The organism is Clostridium nigeriense (genome assembly GCF_050585245.1).
GTDB lineage: Bacteria > Bacillota > Clostridia > Clostridiales > Clostridiaceae > Clostridium > Clostridium nigeriense_A.
Genome location: NZ_JBNOOF010000001.1, coordinates 115,794 through 132,125, shown reverse-complemented (window position 1 = coordinate 132,125; position 16,332 = coordinate 115,794). Strand labels below are relative to the sequence as shown.

The 16,332-nt window shown below is 27.5% G+C and carries 21 protein-coding genes; all 21 read left to right on the top strand.

Going from position 1 to position 16,332, the window contains the following annotated elements:
* Positions 1 to 21: 21 nt before the first annotated feature.
* Complete coding sequence (gene efp / locus ACQPUY_RS00690; protein ID WP_430838952.1) at positions 22 to 579, top strand: elongation factor P; 558 nt, start codon at positions 22 to 24, stop codon at positions 577 to 579.
* Positions 580 to 697: 118 nt separating this feature from the next.
* Complete coding sequence (locus ACQPUY_RS00685) at positions 698 to 1,060, top strand: CD1247 N-terminal domain-containing protein (RefSeq protein WP_430838950.1); 363 nt, start codon at positions 698 to 700, stop codon at positions 1,058 to 1,060.
* Between the two features lie 163 nt (positions 1,061 to 1,223).
* Positions 1,224 to 2,147 carry a stage III sporulation protein AA gene (spoIIIAA, locus tag ACQPUY_RS00680; protein ID WP_430838949.1) on the top strand — a complete coding sequence of 308 codons (924 nt, stop codon included), beginning with the start codon at positions 1,224 to 1,226 and terminating at the stop codon, positions 2,145 to 2,147.
* Positions 2,135 to 2,653, top strand: coding sequence for a stage III sporulation protein SpoIIIAB (spoIIIAB, locus tag ACQPUY_RS00675; RefSeq protein ID WP_430838948.1), 519 nt, complete (start codon positions 2,135 to 2,137; stop codon positions 2,651 to 2,653). The genes spoIIIAA and spoIIIAB overlap by 13 nt, the downstream gene beginning before the upstream one ends.
* 14 nt (positions 2,654 to 2,667) lie before the next feature.
* Positions 2,668 to 2,865 (top strand): stage III sporulation protein AC, encoded by a 198-nt coding sequence (gene spoIIIAC, locus ACQPUY_RS00670; RefSeq protein WP_430838947.1) that lies wholly within the window; start codon positions 2,668 to 2,670, stop codon positions 2,863 to 2,865.
* Between the two features lie 9 nt (positions 2,866 to 2,874).
* Entirely contained in the window at positions 2,875 to 3,258 is a 384-nt protein-coding gene (gene spoIIIAD / locus ACQPUY_RS00665) for a stage III sporulation protein AD (RefSeq protein WP_430838946.1), read from the top strand.
* A gap of 8 nt (positions 3,259 to 3,266) precedes the next feature.
* Positions 3,267 to 4,487, top strand: a complete 1,221-nt coding sequence (spoIIIAE, locus tag ACQPUY_RS00660; protein WP_430838945.1) for a stage III sporulation protein AE — start codon at positions 3,267 to 3,269, stop codon at positions 4,485 to 4,487.
* Positions 4,488 to 4,490: 3 nt separating this feature from the next.
* The gene (spoIIIAF, locus tag ACQPUY_RS00655; protein ID WP_430838944.1) at positions 4,491 to 5,072 is read left to right on the top strand and encodes a stage III sporulation protein AF; all 582 of its coding nucleotides are present in this window, start codon (positions 4,491 to 4,493) and stop codon (positions 5,070 to 5,072) included.
* 13 nt (positions 5,073 to 5,085) lie between these two features.
* Positions 5,086 to 5,691: a stage III sporulation protein AG gene (gene spoIIIAG / locus ACQPUY_RS00650; protein ID WP_430838943.1), complete on the top strand. Its 606-nt coding sequence runs from the start codon at positions 5,086 to 5,088 to the stop codon at positions 5,689 to 5,691.
* A gap of 39 nt (positions 5,692 to 5,730) precedes the next feature.
* Positions 5,731 to 6,255 carry a SpoIIIAH-like family protein gene (locus tag ACQPUY_RS00645; protein ID WP_430838941.1) on the top strand — a complete coding sequence of 175 codons (525 nt, stop codon included), beginning with the start codon at positions 5,731 to 5,733 and terminating at the stop codon, positions 6,253 to 6,255.
* Between the two features lie 80 nt (positions 6,256 to 6,335).
* A complete protein-coding gene (locus tag ACQPUY_RS00640; protein ID WP_430838940.1) occupies positions 6,336 to 6,722 on the top strand; it encodes an Asp23/Gls24 family envelope stress response protein in 387 nt (128 codons plus the stop codon).
* Between the two features lie 126 nt (positions 6,723 to 6,848).
* A complete protein-coding gene (gene nusB, locus ACQPUY_RS00635; RefSeq protein WP_430838938.1) occupies positions 6,849 to 7,253 on the top strand; it encodes a transcription antitermination factor NusB in 405 nt (134 codons plus the stop codon).
* 22 nt (positions 7,254 to 7,275) lie between these two features.
* A complete protein-coding gene (locus ACQPUY_RS00630; protein WP_430838937.1) occupies positions 7,276 to 8,139 on the top strand; it encodes a bifunctional 5,10-methylenetetrahydrofolate dehydrogenase/5,10-methenyltetrahydrofolate cyclohydrolase in 864 nt (287 codons plus the stop codon).
* Entirely contained in the window at positions 8,114 to 9,313 is a 1,200-nt protein-coding gene (xseA, locus tag ACQPUY_RS00625; protein WP_430838936.1) for an exodeoxyribonuclease VII large subunit, read from the top strand. Before ACQPUY_RS00630 ends, xseA begins: the two co-directional genes overlap by 26 nt.
* A gap of 26 nt (positions 9,314 to 9,339) precedes the next feature.
* On the top strand, positions 9,340 to 9,552 hold the full coding sequence (xseB, locus tag ACQPUY_RS00620; protein WP_430838935.1) for an exodeoxyribonuclease VII small subunit: 213 nt from the start codon (positions 9,340 to 9,342) through the stop codon (positions 9,550 to 9,552).
* Positions 9,545 to 10,420, top strand: a complete 876-nt coding sequence (locus ACQPUY_RS00615; protein ID WP_430838933.1) for a polyprenyl synthetase family protein — start codon at positions 9,545 to 9,547, stop codon at positions 10,418 to 10,420. Before xseB ends, ACQPUY_RS00615 begins: the two co-directional genes overlap by 8 nt.
* Positions 10,421 to 10,439: 19 nt before the next feature.
* Complete coding sequence (dxs, locus tag ACQPUY_RS00610; protein WP_430838932.1) at positions 10,440 to 12,299, top strand: 1-deoxy-D-xylulose-5-phosphate synthase; 1,860 nt, start codon at positions 10,440 to 10,442, stop codon at positions 12,297 to 12,299.
* Between the two features lie 11 nt (positions 12,300 to 12,310).
* Positions 12,311 to 13,120, top strand: a complete 810-nt coding sequence (locus tag ACQPUY_RS00605; RefSeq protein WP_430838931.1) for a TlyA family RNA methyltransferase — start codon at positions 12,311 to 12,313, stop codon at positions 13,118 to 13,120.
* A gap of 91 nt (positions 13,121 to 13,211) precedes the next feature.
* Positions 13,212 to 14,063 (top strand): NAD(+)/NADH kinase, encoded by an 852-nt coding sequence (locus ACQPUY_RS00600; protein WP_430838930.1) that lies wholly within the window; start codon positions 13,212 to 13,214, stop codon positions 14,061 to 14,063.
* A 1-nt stretch (position 14,064) separates the two neighbouring features.
* Positions 14,065 to 14,514 (top strand): arginine repressor, encoded by a 450-nt coding sequence (locus tag ACQPUY_RS00595; RefSeq protein ID WP_430838929.1) that lies wholly within the window; start codon positions 14,065 to 14,067, stop codon positions 14,512 to 14,514.
* A gap of 17 nt (positions 14,515 to 14,531) precedes the next feature.
* The gene (gene recN / locus ACQPUY_RS00590; protein WP_430838928.1) at positions 14,532 to 16,229 is read left to right on the top strand and encodes a DNA repair protein RecN; all 1,698 of its coding nucleotides are present in this window, start codon (positions 14,532 to 14,534) and stop codon (positions 16,227 to 16,229) included.
* Positions 16,230 to 16,332: the final 103 nt, after the last annotated feature.

Sequence of the window (16,332 nt, the reverse complement as noted above, 5' to 3'; positions counted from 1 at the left end):
AAGTTTTTGGAGGGATATTTAATGATATCAGCAGGAGATTTAAGAAAAGGTACTACTTTCGAGTATGAAGGACAAGTTTATACAGTAATCGACTTCTTACATGTTAAACCTGGTAAGGGAGCAGCTTTCGTAAGAACTAAGCTTAGAAATGTTATTTCAGGTGGTGTTACTGATACTACTTTTAATCCAACAGCTAAGCTTCAAGAAGCAGTTATTGAAAGAAAAGAAATGCAATACCTTTATTCAGATGGAGAATTATATTACTTCATGGATCAAGAAACTTTTGAACAAATACCACTAAACTATGAAAAAGTTGAAGATGCAATAAAGTTTATAAAAGAAAATATGTTTGCAGTAATTAAGTTCTATAAAGGAGAGGCTTTCTCAGTTGAAGCTCCAAACTTTGTTGAATTATTAATAACTCAAGCAGACCCAGGAATAAAAGGAAACACAGCTACAAATGCTATGAAGCCTGCTACATTAGAAACAGGAGCAGTAGTAAATGTTCCTATGTTCGTAAATGAAGGAGACGTAATCAGAGTAGACACTAGAACTGGTGAATACATGGAAAGAGTATAATAAACAAAAGCTAAGTATTTACTTAGCTTTTTATTCTATTGTTCCTTTTAATTTTATAATTGTAATATTAGGGTATAATTTAAATAGATTATATTTCTATTTATAAGGAAGTGAAAATATGAAGGATATTAAATGCAAAATTGATAGTGTTAAAGAAGAGATTTTAAGTATAGAAGATGAAAAATATAAAAATATATTTAAGAGTTTATTATCAATTATTAATGATATGGTGGATTCCATTGAAGAAATGGATTATAAACAAGAATCTTTGGAGGAAAGTGTTAGGTATATAGATGAAGATATCATTGGTTTACAAGATGAACTCTTTGAGGAAGTTTCAATTGAAGATTTAATTGAAATGGAAGAGGAGTATGTAGAAATAAAATGTAAGCATTGTAATAAGCCCTTATTTGTTGAAAAAGAATCTTTAGATAATAAAAAAGATATTCCATGTCCTTTTTGTAATAATGAAGCAATTTAATATTTTATTTAAACCTATTAGCAAAATGCTAGTAGGTTTTTTTAATTCACATAAATTAATTTATAGTTATTTTTAAATATTTTACATATTTAATTATTTGTATGAATATTATTTGATAGAAAGAAATAATTTTAAATATAACTATGGAATAGGAAGTGGTAGCTTGGGGAAGGAAGAAGAAATTTTAAAGGTATTGCCTGCAAGGATAAGCAATGAAGTTAAGGATTTCCTTTTGAAAGATTCTATACAAGAAATAAGGATAAAGGTTAATAAGCCGGTAATTATTAATTTACCTAGAAAAGAAGTAATTTTAAATATTATTACAACCCTAGATGATATAAAACAAATATTAGTTAGAGTATCTAATTACTCTTTATATGCCTATGAGGAAGAGATTAAACAAGGCTATATAACTATTAAAGGTGGACATAGAATAGGAATAGCTGGTGAATGTGTCTTAGCGCAAGGTGAAGTTAGGACAATAAGAAATATTTCGTCATTAAATATAAGAATATGTAGAGAAGTCAAAGGTTGTTCAAATGAAGTAATGAATTTTATTTCTAAAAATGATAGAGTTTTTAATACTTTAATTGTTTCTCCTCCTAAGTGTGGTAAAACAACAATATTAAGGGATATAGCAAGGAATATTTCAAATGGAATGCCAATAAATAATTTAAGAGGAAAAAAAGTAGCGATAATAGATGAGAGAAGTGAAATTGCTTCATGCTTTAATGGTATTCCTCAATTAGATGTAGGAATAAGAAGTGATATTTTAGATAATTGTTTAAAAAAAGATGGAATGATAATGTCCATAAGAAGTTTATCTCCAGAGATACTTATATGTGACGAAATAGGAACTGAAGGAGATATAGAAGCTCTTAACATGGCGTTTAACTCAGGAGTAAATATAATAGTTACTATTCATGGATATAGTATTGAAGATATTTATAAGAGAAGAGTTTTTAAAGATTTATTGGAAAATTCAATTTTAGATAGAATAGTTATTTTAAGTAATAGAAATGGACCGGGAACTATCGAAAATGTGTATTTAATAGGAGGTGGGGGTGAGATTAAATGCCTAAAATGATTGCAATAATAATTATATTTTTATCTAGCTGTTATATAGGTTTCTATTTTGGAGAGAGCTTTAAAAAAAGAAGTAGGCAACTTAACTCAATACTAAAATCAGTTATTTTTTTGAATAATGAAGTTATGTATTCAAATACACCTTTACCAGAAGCTTTAAAATATATATCTATCAAGATAGATAGCCCTATTAGTGATATTTTATTAAGTACTGCTTCGAAGCTTGAAATCGGAGAGTCTATTAGTGTTTATGATGCTTTTAAAGATGAATATACAAATTCAAAGCAAAACTTTAATTTAAATAGTGAAGATAAAGTAATAATCAAAGATTTTTTAAAAGGTCTTGGGGAGTCTGGAGTTTATGGACAAGATAAATTATTTAATTTAACTATAGAAAATATGAAGTTAAATTGCAAATCTGCAGAAGAATTAGGAAAGAAAAATTCAAAGATGTATAGAGCTATAGGAGTATGTATAGGCGCTATGATTTCAATTTTTTTATTTTAGTAGGGGGGAAATAAATGCAAGATATAAGTATTATATTTAAAATTGCAGCTATGGGAGTTTTACTTATAGTTATTGATAAGGTGCTGAAGGCAAGTGGAAAAGATGATATAGCAGTAATCATAAATATTGCGGGAATAGTTATAATTTTAATTACGGTTATAGGATTAATAAGTAATCTATTTAATACTGTAAAAACAATGTTTATGTTATAGGTGATGATAATGGAAATTATAAAAATAGTGGCTTTTGCATTTACTGCATTGTTTATTTATCTTATGTTTAAGGATAGAAGAGGGGATGTAGCGGTATTAGTAACATTAGCAGCTGGAACTATTCTTTTCTTGTTAATTATTCCCAGCATAAATGATGTTATAAATTTTGTTAGTGAAATAACTACAAAGGCTAATATAGATATGGTGTATATTGGAGTAGTATTAAAGATACTTGCAATATCATATTTAGCAACATTTTGTAGTGAAATATGTAAAGATGCAGGTGCGTCTAGTATAGCCAGTAAGGTTGAATTTTCTGCTAAAATATTAATTTTAACACTTGCAATACCTATACTTATGGCTGTATTGCAATCAATTTTACAAATATTGTAGGTGTATATATGTTTAAAAAATTAGTTACAAAAAAAATTATATTAGCAGTAGGTATAATAATTATTGCTTTTATAAATTTTAATATTAAAGATGCTTATGCTAATGAAAATAATATAAATAAAAATAATGAAATTATTCAGGAAGAGAATATTTTTGAAAATCAAGGAGTAAATAATAAACTAAATTCACTGTATAACTATATAAATAATGTAAAGTTGGATATTGAGATAATGAACGATTTAGATCCTGTAGATTATATAAAAGGATATATAGAAAATGGAGAAAGTAATTTATCTTTAAAATCCTTAGGAAGTGCTGTAGTTAGTTTTTTATTTAAAGAAGTTAAAACTGTACTTACATTATCAATAAGTATAATAGTAATTGCAATTATGTGTTCATTACTAAAAAATTTACAGTCAGCTTTTTCTAATGAAGGAATTTCAAACATTGCTTTTTTTGCATGTTATGCAATTTTAATAATAATTTTATCAAAGAGTTTTCTAGTTTCAATAAATATTGCAACAGATATCATAAAGGATTTATCTGATTTTATGGCTGCTATATTACCAGTATTAGTAATTATGTTAGGTTCTATTGGAGGATTTACGCAAGCAGCAACTATGGATCCAATTATAATGGGGGCAACCTTATTTATTCCTAGGATATATACTAATATAATAATTCCTTTAATACTAATAACTTTTGTTTTAGAATTTACAAATAATATTTCATCAGAACACAAGATAGGAAATTTGTGTAAATTAGCAAAACAAACAACTATATGGTTACAAGGTATAATTTTAACTATTTTTATTGGGTTATTAACTGTTAGGGGGATAACCTCTTCTACAATAGATGCAGTTACACTAAAAACTGCAAAATTTGCAATAGATAACTTCATTCCTATTGTTGGGAAGGCATTTTCAGATGCTATATCCTCTGTAGCTGGGTATTCTTTAATTATTAAAAATGCTGTTAGTTCTATTGGACTAGTAATAATTATACTTATGATGCTTTATCCTATAATTAAATTAGTTTTAATATCATTTGTATTTAAATTTACTGCCGCTATTATAGAGCCAATAAGTGATAAAAGGATAACTAGTTCAATAGCGTCTGCAGGGGATTCATTAGTATTAATAATGTCCTGTGTATTATCGGTTAGTTTAATGTTTTTTGTTCTATTAGCTATAATGGCATCTGCAGGCAAATTTGTTATTGGAGGTTAATTAATGGAGGAAATAAAAAGCTTTGTTATTACATTAGTAAGTATGATTATTCTAATTACGGCCATTGAGTTAATATCTCCTGATAATGGTATGAAAAAGTATGTAAAATTTGTTTTAGGTGCTATTCTTATAGCTGTTATGATAAGTCCGATAATTTCATTTATTAGTAGTGGTGAAGATGGATTATCAAAAAAAATTGAGGAATATATTGATGTTGCAAATAATAAATCTATAGAAACTAATAGTGAATATAATGAAAATACTACTGAATTAGCTTTTAAGCAGAGCTTAGAGGAAAACTGTAAAAGACTTTTAAAAGAAAAATTTAAAGATCTAGATTTTGAAAGTACTATTGATTGTGAAATAGATATGAAAAATATTACTTATTCAATTAATAAGGTAGATATAGGTGTTAAAAATAAAGAAATATCTACAATAAAAAAAATAATTATTAATAGAAATGATGAAAGTACAGAGGTATCTTCACAAGAAGATACGGTAGAAAACAAAGATGAGATTATAGATTATCTGTCTGTAACTTTAAATATAACTAAAGATAATATAAAGGTATATAAAATAAATTGATGGGAGTGAGAAAATGGGTAAGAGTAATATTAAAAGTGATTTGGCAAAAGTAATAAATGATAAAAAATTTTTGAATGCTGTTGTTATAGCATTAATATTAGCATTTCTTTTACTTGCTATTAGCTTTTTATCTACAACAAGAAAGAAGGAAACTGAAGAATCATTAAGTACAAGCGTTGACAATTCAAGTGCTATAGAAGAAGCTGCTAAAGATACTATGAGTAATTATGAAGAAAGTGAGAAACAAACACTTAGGACCTTACTTGCTAAAATTGAAAATGTTGGAGAAGTTGAGGTAATGATAAACTTTAAAAGTGGTGAAGTAAAGGTGCCAGCCATTGAGGAAAATACACAGGAAGCTTTAACAGAAGAAACTGATAGTCAAGGTGGAAACAGAACTACAACACAAAAAAATGGTGGAAGCACAGTGGTAATGGCCGGTGACGGAAGCAAAAATGAACCATATATTTTACAAGTTAATAAACCAGAAATAAGCGGCGTTTTAATAGTTGCAGAAGGTGCGAGTAGCGCAAAGGTTAAGTATGATATACAAGTAGCAGTATCAACATTATATGGAATATCTATTGATAAGGTTAATGTATATCCTATGAAAAATTAGCATATAAATAATATGAAAGATAGATGGGGGGAAATCACAATGACAAAAAAACAATTTGGTATTATTTTCACACTTATGGCTCTTATAGTATGTGTAGGAGTCATAGCAGCAAGATTAAATAAGACTGGCTTAAATGATCCAACAGACTTTAGCCAAGTAATATCACAACAAGGAACAGATGAAGAAAAAACTAGTGATGACGATAAGGACACTTTAGGTAGTCAAGATTATTTTTATACATTACGTAGTGAAAAAGAACAACAGGATGCAACTACAATGCAACAATTAAATGAATTAATTGCCGATGAACAAACCTCACAAGAACAAAAGGACTTAGCTACTAATGAATTAAGAGTAAAAACAATGTTAGTAGATCAAGAAGGTAGAATAGAGGTAAATGTCAAAAATAAGGGCTTTGAAGACGTTTTATGTTCAATTGAAGGAAATAATGTAAGAGTTGTTGTAAATGCTGATGAATTAACTGATACAGACACATCATCAATACAAGAAATTGTAGAAAATATTTCTGGAATAAGTGATGTAATAATAGAAACTAAGAAATAATTCATTGTAATATAATAATTGCTTTGATATAATTAACATATGAGAGAGTTTTGATTTCAAAACGCTTAGGAGGTAATTACATGGATAATAAGAACTACGAAGAAAATTTAGGAATCGTTAAGATTTCAGATGAAGTTGTTAGCGTAATAGCTGGAATAGCTGCAGAAGAAATAAATGGTGTAGAAGATCTACAACACTTAGTTGGAAATAACATATCACAATTGTTAAAAGGTAAGAAAAACTCTGGTAAAAATGTTAGAGTAACATTAAATGAAGATTATGCAACAATAGATTTAAATTTAGCTGTTGAATATGGAGTTAAGATACCTGAGGTTGTAGGAGCTGTTCAAGAAAATGTTAAGAGAACTGTTGAAACCATGACAGGATTAAATGTTACAGCGGTTAATATTAACGTTCAAAGTATTTACGTTCCAAAAACTGAAAAAGAAGAAAGTAAAGAAATATAATCTCACCCTCTGATTTTTCAGAGGGTGTTTTTCTTGTACTTTAAATAAATTTGTTGTAGTATATTTATGATTAGAAAGTTTTAGAAGGTTAATAATATAATTATTAACAACACTTAGGAGGATAAAATGAATAGAAAAAGATCGAGAGAAATAGCAATGGAATTACTATTTGGAATGACTTTAAGTAAAAATACATTAGAGGAAACAATTGAAACTTTTGTAGAAGATTTTGAAATGAATTTAAATACTATAGACTTAGAATACATAAAAGAAATACTATTAAAAGTTGAAAAAAATAAGGAAGTAATTGATAAAAAGATAGAAGAATCACTAACTAACTGGAAATTAGATAGAATTTCAAAAGTTAATCTTTCAATTTTAAGATTAGCAATTGGAGAAATGATATATATTGAAGATGTACCAGAAAAGGTTGCAATTAACGAAGCTATAGAATTAACAAAGAAGTATTCAGATGAAAAGAGTGTTTCTTTTGTAAATGGAGTATTAGACAACGCATTTAAAAGTTTATAATAAAAAATAGCGAGGGGTTTTTATGGGGAAAATAATAGATGGTAAAAAAGTTTCACAAGATGTTAAGGAAGAAATTAAGACTTTTATAGAAAAAAGAAAATCTAAAGGACTTAGAGTGCCTAAAATAGTTTCCATATTAGTAGGAAATGATGGTGGTTCTGTTTATTATATAAATAGCCAAGAAAAGGTAGCAACTTCACTTGGTGTTAATTTTGAAAAAATATTACTAAATGAAGATATAAAAGAAGATGAACTTATTAGTGTTATAGATAAATTAAATAAGGATAAAGATGTAGATGGCATAATAATGCAGATGCCTCTACCAAGGAGTTTAAATGAAAACAAGATTATAAATACTATTTCTCCAGAAAAAGATATAGATTGTTTAACTTTCGTTAATCAAGGAAAACTTTACAATGGTGAAAAAGTATTTTTACCATGCACACCTAATTCAGTAGTAACTTTATTAGAAAGATATAATATAGAATTAGAAGGAAAAAATGTAGTTGTAATAGGAAGAAGCAATATAGTAGGAAAGCCAGTAGCTCAATTACTTTTAAATAAAAATTCCACTGTAACAATATGCCACTCTAGAACTAATAATTTAAAAGATATATGTAAACAAGCAGATATAATTGTAGTGGCAATTGGAAAAGCAAAGTTTATTAATAAGGAATTTGTTAATGAAAATTCAATAATTATAGATGTAGGGACATCATCTTTAAATGGAAAAATAACAGGCGATGTGGATTTTGATGATGTTATAAATAAAGTGAATATGATTACACCAGTTCCAGGTGGAGTTGGTGCACTAACTACAACTTTGTTAATTAAGAATTCATGCGAGGCGTTAGAATATAATGAAAATAAAAACTTTAACAGTTAGTGAAGTTAATAATTATATAAAAAAAATATTAGATAATGATTTTATACTTAATAATCTATTAGTCAAAGGGGAAATATCAAATTTAAAATATCACAGTAGTGGGCATATATATTTTTCACTAAAAGATTCATCAAGTAAAATTAATTGTGTAATGTTTAAAAGTAGCAGTATGGGTCTTGACTTTAAATTAGAAGATGGAATGCAGGTTATTGCTAATGCAAGATGCTCTATTTATCAAGGAACAGGAGCACTACAGTTATATATTGATAAACTATCAAAAGAAGGATTAGGTGAGCTTCATATTAAGTTTGAAAAGCTTAAGAAAAGGTTAGAAGAAGAAGGATATTTTGATTATGAACATAAAAAGCCTATTCCTAAAATGCCAAGAAGAATTGGTGTTGTTACTTCTGAGACTGGTGCTGTAATTAGAGATATAATAAATGTAACTAAAAGAAGAAGTTCAATAGTAGATATAGTTTTGTATCCAGCCTTAGTACAAGGCAATGGAGCTTATAAAACTATTATAGAAGGAATAAGATACTTTAATGATAAGAAATTAGTAGATACTATTATAATTGGAAGAGGTGGAGGTTCCTTAGAAGAATTATGGAACTTTAATGAAGAAGATTTAGCAAAAGAAATATTTAAATCTAAGATACCTATAATATCTGCTGTAGGGCATGAAGTAGATTTCACTATTTCAGACTTCGTAAGTGATTTCAGAGCGTCAACTCCTTCACAGGCAGCAGAAATTGCAGTGCCATTAGAAAGTGATATTAGAAATTTAATAAGGGATTATGAAGACAAGATTTATAAAATAACTATAGATACTTTGGTTTATGAAAAAGAAAGATTAAATAATTATAAAAAAATATTAACTTTGAATAGTCCTGAAGTTGTTTTATCAAATTCTTATATGGAAATAGATAGACTTCAAGATAAAATGAAAAATATTTTATTAAATAAAATTGAGAAAGAAAAAATTAAAATTAAATCATTAAATGATCTATTGGAGGCACATAATCCAATTAATGTACTAAAAAAAGGTTTTGCTATAGTAGAAGATAAAGATAATAATGTAATTTCATCGAAAGAAGAGCTGGAAAAAATAGATGAGATTAATATTATTTTTAGTGATGGAAAAATTAAAGGAAAATTTATAAAGGACATATAAACTATTTAAAAGGGAGTTGATAATTTATGGCTAAAAAGGAATCTTATGAGGATATGATAAATAATCTTCAAGATATCTTAAATAAGATGGAAAATAACGAACTTCCTCTTGAGGAATTAATGAAAGAATATGAAACTGGAGTAAAATTAATTAATAAATTATATAAAACCCTGAATTCTTTAGAGGGAAAGTTGACTATAATTAAAGATAATCTAGAATTGGAGCTAAAGAATGAGTAATAAAATTGAAATTTATAGGGATTATATAAATAAATATTTAAATTTGTATTTCGATAACAAAGGAAGTTATAATAGAGTTATATATGATTCAGCAAGTTATAGTTTAAATATAGGTGGTAAAAGAGTAAGACCTATATTATTCTTACTAACTTATGGGTTATACAAGGATAATTATAGAGACGTAATAGAAATGGCCTCAGCAATAGAGATGATTCATACTTATTCTCTTATTCATGATGATTTACCATCCATGGATAATGATGATTTAAGAAGGGGAATGCCAACTAATCATAAGAAATTTGGGGAAAGTATAGCTATATTAGCGGGGGATATGCTATTAAATGAGGCAATGAGTTTGCTTATTCAATTTTCTATTAAACATGGGGAAAAAGCATTAATTGCTTCAAGAGAAATAGCAGAAGCAGCCGGACCAGAAGGTATGATTGGTGGTCAAGTTGTAGATATAATCAATGAGGATAAATTAATATCAAAAGAAGAACTTCTTTATATGCATAATAAAAAAACTGGTGAATTAATAAGAATATCGATAGTAGCAGCTGCTATACTAGCAAATGCTCCTAAGAAAGATATAGAAATTTTAAATGATTTTGGATTAAAGCTTGGACTAGCATTTCAAATAAAAGACGATATTTTAGACATTGTAGGGGATGTTTCAAAGCTTGGCAAAAATACAAAAAGTGATGAAAGTAATAATAAGTCAAACTTTATATCTTTATTTGGTTTGGAATATTGTGAAAGAGAATGTATTAATTTAACTAAAGAATGTATTGATTTGCTGAAGGGTCTTTCTGTAGAAGCTATTGAGTTAGAAGAAATAACTTTAGATTTATTGAATAGGGAATTTTAACAGAAAGAAAGGTTTAGTTATGGGTAGAATATTAGATAAGATTACCTCTCCGGAAGGAGTAAAGGACTTAACAAATGTGGAATTAGAGGTTTTAGCAGCTGAAATAAGAGAGTTTTTAATTGAGAGCGTATCTAAAACAGGTGGACATTTAGCTTCTAATTTAGGAGTAGTTGAACTTACTATAAGTTTATTTAAGAGCTTTAACTTGGAAAATGATAAAATAGTATGGGATGTTGGACATCAATCTTATGTGCATAAGATTCTTACTGGTAGAAAAGAACAATTTGATAAATTAAGAAAATATAATGGATTAAGTGGATTTCCAAAAAGATGTGAAAGTAAATATGATGCCTTTGATACAGGTCATAGTAGTACTTCAATATCTGCAGCCCTTGGAATGGCTAGAGCCAGAGATATTAAAAAAGAGAAAAATGAAGTAATAGCAGTTATAGGTGATGGAGCACTTACTGGTGGTATGGCTTTAGAGGCTTTAAATGATGTAGGATTTAATAAGACTAAGATGATAGTAATATTAAATGATAATCAAATGTCCATTTCTAAAAATGTTGGTGGATTATCAATGCACTTAAATAAGTTAAGAATGGAGCCTAAATATAATAAATTAAAATCAAATATAAATGAAACATTAAAAACTTCTAAAGCAGGTGAGAAGGTTGCTAATTGTATTTCAAGATTTAAAGATAGCTTAAAACAATTTATAGTACCTTCAATGCTTTTTGAAGATATGGGATTAAAATATATAGGACCGATTAATGGACATGATATTGAAACTTTAACTGAAGTTTTTGAAATGGCAAAAAATATAGAAGAACCTGTAATAATCCATGTAGTCACTAATAAAGGTAAAGGATATGAACTAGCAGAAAAGAATCCTAATAAATATCATGGTGTAAGTCCTTTTGATTTAGAAAGTGGAGAAACTAATATATCCAGCAATAAAACATATTCTAAAGCTTTTGGAGATGCTATGATAGAGTTAGCAAAAGATGATGATAGAATAGTTGCAATAACAGCAGCAATGCCGGATGGAACTGGATTAAAAGACTTTGCTAAGGAGTTTCCAAATAGATTTTTCGATGTTGGAATTGCTGAAGCTCATGCTACTACATTAGCAGCAGGCTTTGCAGCTGCCAATATGAAACCTGTTTTTGCAGTATATTCAACATTTTTACAAAGAGCTTATGACCAATTAATACATGATGTTTGTATTCAAAATATGCCTGTAATTTTTGCAATTGATAGAGCAGGATTAGTTGGTGAAGATGGTGAAACTCATCAAGGAATATTTGATTTATCGTATTTATCAGCAATTCCTAATATGACTGTATTAGCACCAAAGCATTTAGATGAAATAAAGGTTATGATAAATTGGGCTTTACATCATAATGGACCAGTTGCTATAAGATATCCAAGAGGAGCTGATATTTGCAAAGATATTAAGCCGCTAAAAAATATAAATTACGGAAAATGGGAAAAAATAGTTATTGGTGAAAAAATAGCTATAATAGCGGTTGGTAAAATGCTACAACATGCATTATTAGCAAGGGAAGAGTTAAGTAAGCATGGAATAAACCCATTAATAGTCAATGCAACATTTGTTAAGCCATTAGATAATGAAGTATTAATGGAATTAGTTGAAGATGGTTATGATATTGTAACTATTGAGGATAATATGACTAATGGGGGATTTGGTAGCTACGTATTAATGAAGTTATACGAATTAGGTTTTAAAAATAAGTTTAAGGCCCTAGGTTTTATAAACACATTTGTTCCTCAGGGAGATATTAATTCACTATACAAAGAAAATAAATTAGATCCAGAAGGAATAGCAGAATCTATTTTAAAACTTAATAAATAAAGGAGATAAAAATGTCTGGGAAAAAGGAAAGACTTGATATACTTTTAGTAGAAAAGGGAATATTCACTTCAAGAGAAAGAGCCAAAACTAATATAATGGCTGGTAAAATATTTGTTGATGGGCAAAGAGTAGATAAAGCAGGTGAAAAAGTAAGCATAGACGCAGAAATTATATTTAAGGGCCAAGAAATTCCTTATGTAAGTAGAGGCGGCTTAAAACTTGAAAAGGCAATAAAGGAGTTTGGTGTATATTTAAAGGATAAGGTATGCATGGATATAGGTGCATCAACAGGTGGTTTTACAGATTGTATGCTACAAAATGATGCAAAAAAGGTTTTTTCTGTAGATGTAGGATATGGACAATTTGCATGGAAGCTTAGAACAGACCCTAGAGTTGTTTGTATGGAAAGAACAAATATAAGATATGTTACACCTGAGGATATTGGTGAAAAAATTGATTTTGCATCTATAGATGTTTCTTTTATTTCTTTAAAAAAAATAATGCCTGCTACCTTAAGTTTATTAAGTGATATTGGAGAGGTAGTTGCATTAATTAAGCCTCAATTTGAAGCGGGTAAAGAAAAAGTAGGAAAAAAAGGAGTAGTAAGGGATATAAATGTTCATAAGGAAGTTGTTATGAATATTGTTGATTCTTTACAAAAGGAAAATTTAAATATTATTTCATTAAGTTATTCACCTATTAAAGGTCCAGAGGGAAATATAGAGTATTTAGTATACTTTAGTAAGGATAAGAATAAGGAATCAGATTTTTCTATGGAAGATATAGAAAAAGTAGTAAATGAATCACACGATTTATTATAAAACATAAATTTATTTTTATTAAAGACTTCTTGATTAGCATGAAGTCTTTAATAAAATTTATGGTTATAAATATACTATAGGGGGCATGATTGTGAAAAAGGTTGCTATTGCAATTAATCTATCTAAAGATAAAAATAAACAAATGGCTTTTAAGGTTCAAGAAAAGTTACAGAAGTATTTTGAAAATGTTGAAATTATCATGCTAAATAGTTATGATATAATAAATTATAGATTTAAGGAATTTCTTGACCTTATAATAGTTTTAGGTGGAGATGGAACTATATTAAGTGTTGCTAGGGGCATTAATGGAAAACTTGATGTTCCTATATTGGGGATTAATATAGGAAATTTAGGGTTTTTATCAAGTGTTGAATTTTCAGATATAGATAAAGCTTTTAAAAAATTAAAAGAAGGAAACTATAGAACAGAAAAAAGGATGTTATTAACTTGCGATTTACCTTCAGAGAATATAGTTAATGAATCATTAGCATTAAATGATATAGTAATTGCTAGAGAAAGCCTATCTAGAATGATGAGTTTTCAAATATTTATCGATGGTAGAAGATATTATAATTTTAAAGGAGATGGATTAATTATTGCAACTCCTACAGGATCTACAGCATATTCATTTTCAGCTGGTGGTCCATTTGTTTATCCAACTGTTGATGCAATTACATTAACACCTATATGTGCCCATACAACAGGGGTGCAACCTATTGTATTAAATAGCAATAGTAATATTGAAGTTAAAGTTATAAATAATAACGAAGAATTTAATATTATTTTTGATGGTCAAAGAACAATTAGATGTGTCAATGAAGTAATTATTAATATAAAAAAAGCAAAAGAATATGCAAAAATAATATTATTTGATGACTATGATTATTTTAAAGTATTACGGGCAAAAATTATTAATAATTGGAAAGATTGTGAAGGTGATTAATTTGAAGTCAAGAAGGCATAATAAAATACTAGAAATAATAAGTGAAAAGGATATAGAAACACAAGAAGAGTTGGCAGAAGAACTTAAAATAGCAGGGTATGATGTTACTCAAGCTACAGTATCGAGGGATATAAAGATACTTAAGCTTATAAAAATGCAAGGCGTATCAGGAAATTATAAATATGTAGCATCCTCTAAAGAAACAAAGGATATTAATGATAAACTATCTAGTATATTGTCAAATGCTGCAGTATCAGTTGAAAATGTTGACAATTTTGTAGTTGTAAAAACATTAACAGGATCTGCTATGGCTGTGGCTGAAGCAATTGATAATTTATTTGATACTGAAGTAGCTGGAACTATTGCAGGTGATAATACTATATTTATATTGGCCAGAAGTTTAGAAAAGGCTGAAGAGTTAGTTGAAAAGGTTAGAAGAATGATATTATAAATTAAAGGTGATATTGAATGTTATTGCAATTAAATATAAAAAATTTTGCTTTAATTAGAGAATTATGTGTTGAATTTGGAAAAGGATTTAATATTTTATCTGGAGAAACAGGTGCTGGTAAATCTATTTTAATAGATACTATAGATTATGTTTTAGGAGGAAAATTTTCTAAAGATTTAATTAGATATGGAGAAGAAAAAACCTTTGTAGAAGCTATATTTTCTATAGAAAATCCTGAACTAGTAAATGTGTTAGAAGAACAGGGAATTGAGGATGAAATATTAATAATATCTAGAGAAACAACTATATCAGGAAAAAGTATAATTAAAGTTAATGGTAAATCAGTAGTTTTATATTACTTAAAAAGAATAAGAGAAAAACTTTTGGACATACATGGTCAACATCAAAATCAGAACTTATTGAATAAAGCTTTTCATATTTTATATTTAGATGATTTTATTGGTGAAGAAATTAATAAACATTTAAAAGTTTATGAGGAACTAAGAAAAGAACAAAGTTCAATTATAGAAAAAATCAATGAATTAAACGGTAATACTGATAGAGAAAAACTTTTAGATTACATAAAGTTTCAAATAGATGATATTGAAAAAGCCAATCTTAAGATAAATGAAGAAGAGGATTTAAAAGAAGAATTTAATTTACTTTCTAATGCTGAAAAAATTTCTTTAGCTTTAAGTAAGAGTTATGCAATTTTAGATAGTCCTATGGAGGGAATATCTGTTATTGAAGGACTATCTAAAGCTGTTTATGAACTTTCCGTTATTGAAAATCATTTTGAAAAAATAAAAGACAGAAGAGAGAAAATAGAAGAATCTTTATATACTTTAGAAGAAATAGCACGAGAGATTAGAGATCTTTCCTCAGAAATTCATTATGATGAATTTGAACTTGAAAAGATAAATTCAAGAATATATGAAATTAGTTTATATAAGAAAAAATATGGCGAATCTATTGAAGAAATTTTAAATTATTTAAAAAAATTAAAATCTCAATATGAAGAGCTGGTTAATTCTGAAGAGATTATCAATAGACTAACTTCGAAAAAAAATGAAATTGAAAAAGAAATGAAAAATGTATGTGAAATAATGCATAATATTAGAAAAGAATATGCATGTAATTTAGAAGAAAAAATAAAGTCTGAATTAAATTATGTTGGGATGGAAAAAGCGGAGATAAAAATAGATATAGAAAATAGTGATAGTTTTAATTCAAGAGGATCGGATGATGTGACTTTTTTAATTTCTACAAATCCTGGGGAACCTTTAAAAGTTTTAGAAAAAGTTGTATCTGGTGGTGAGCTCTCTAGAATTATGCTTGCTATGAAATGTGTATTTGTTGATAAAGATAAAATACCAACTTTAATATTTGATGAAATAGATACAGGAATAAGTGGAACAATAGCAAAAAGAGTTGGTGAAAAGATGTTTGAAGTATCTTCAAAGCATCAAGTACTATGTATAACTCATTTACCACAAATAGCTGCATTATCTGACTGTCATTATTTTGTGTCCAAAAAAGTTGAAGATGGAAAAACTTATACAGAAATTAGAACTTTAGATAAATATGAAAAAATTAAAGAAATAGCAAAAATGACTAGTGGAGATGAAGTTAGTGACGTTACTTTGGAAAATGCTTCAGAAATGGTTGCTTTTGCAGATATTAAAAAACAAGAAATATTAGAAAAATGCTTATAATATAATACATAAGTATATAAATTTTTGAACAAAATAAAATCATGGTTCTTTACCATGATTTTATTTTTTTATATTTTTAAGTTATTTCTTTAAAATTTTTAAC

Bases quoted from the DNA above. Each gene is read 5' to 3' on its own strand.
- dxs (WP_430838932.1), top strand. From the start codon at position 10,440: ATGGGTAGAATATTAGATAAGATTACCTCTCCGGAAGGAGTAAAGGAC.
- ACQPUY_RS00645 (WP_430838941.1), top strand. From the start codon at position 5,731: ATGACAAAAAAACAATTTGGTATTATTTTCACACTTATGGCTCTTATA.
- xseB (WP_430838935.1), top strand. From the start codon at position 9,340: ATGGCTAAAAAGGAATCTTATGAGGATATGATAAATAATCTTCAAGAT.
- ACQPUY_RS00630 (WP_430838937.1), top strand. From the start codon at position 7,276: ATGGGGAAAATAATAGATGGTAAAAAAGTTTCACAAGATGTTAAGGAA.
- spoIIIAG (WP_430838943.1), top strand. From the start codon at position 5,086: ATGGGTAAGAGTAATATTAAAAGTGATTTGGCAAAAGTAATAAATGAT.
- ACQPUY_RS00605 (WP_430838931.1), top strand. From the start codon at position 12,311: ATGTCTGGGAAAAAGGAAAGACTTGATATACTTTTAGTAGAAAAGGGA.
- recN (WP_430838928.1), top strand. From the start codon at position 14,532: ATGTTATTGCAATTAAATATAAAAAATTTTGCTTTAATTAGAGAATTA.
- xseA (WP_430838936.1), top strand. From the start codon at position 8,114: ATGAAAATAAAAACTTTAACAGTTAGTGAAGTTAATAATTATATAAAA.
- spoIIIAD (WP_430838946.1), top strand. From the start codon at position 2,875: ATGGAAATTATAAAAATAGTGGCTTTTGCATTTACTGCATTGTTTATT.
- ACQPUY_RS00685 (WP_430838950.1), top strand. From the start codon at position 698: ATGAAGGATATTAAATGCAAAATTGATAGTGTTAAAGAAGAGATTTTA.
- efp (WP_430838952.1), top strand. From the start codon at position 22: ATGATATCAGCAGGAGATTTAAGAAAAGGTACTACTTTCGAGTATGAA.
- ACQPUY_RS00615 (WP_430838933.1), top strand. From the start codon at position 9,545: ATGAGTAATAAAATTGAAATTTATAGGGATTATATAAATAAATATTTA.
- spoIIIAC (WP_430838947.1), top strand. From the start codon at position 2,668: ATGCAAGATATAAGTATTATATTTAAAATTGCAGCTATGGGAGTTTTA.
- spoIIIAF (WP_430838944.1), top strand. From the start codon at position 4,491: ATGGAGGAAATAAAAAGCTTTGTTATTACATTAGTAAGTATGATTATT.
- nusB (WP_430838938.1), top strand. From the start codon at position 6,849: ATGAATAGAAAAAGATCGAGAGAAATAGCAATGGAATTACTATTTGGA.
- spoIIIAE (WP_430838945.1), top strand. From the start codon at position 3,267: ATGTTTAAAAAATTAGTTACAAAAAAAATTATATTAGCAGTAGGTATA.
- spoIIIAB (WP_430838948.1), top strand. From the start codon at position 2,135: ATGCCTAAAATGATTGCAATAATAATTATATTTTTATCTAGCTGTTAT.
- ACQPUY_RS00640 (WP_430838940.1), top strand. From the start codon at position 6,336: ATGGATAATAAGAACTACGAAGAAAATTTAGGAATCGTTAAGATTTCA.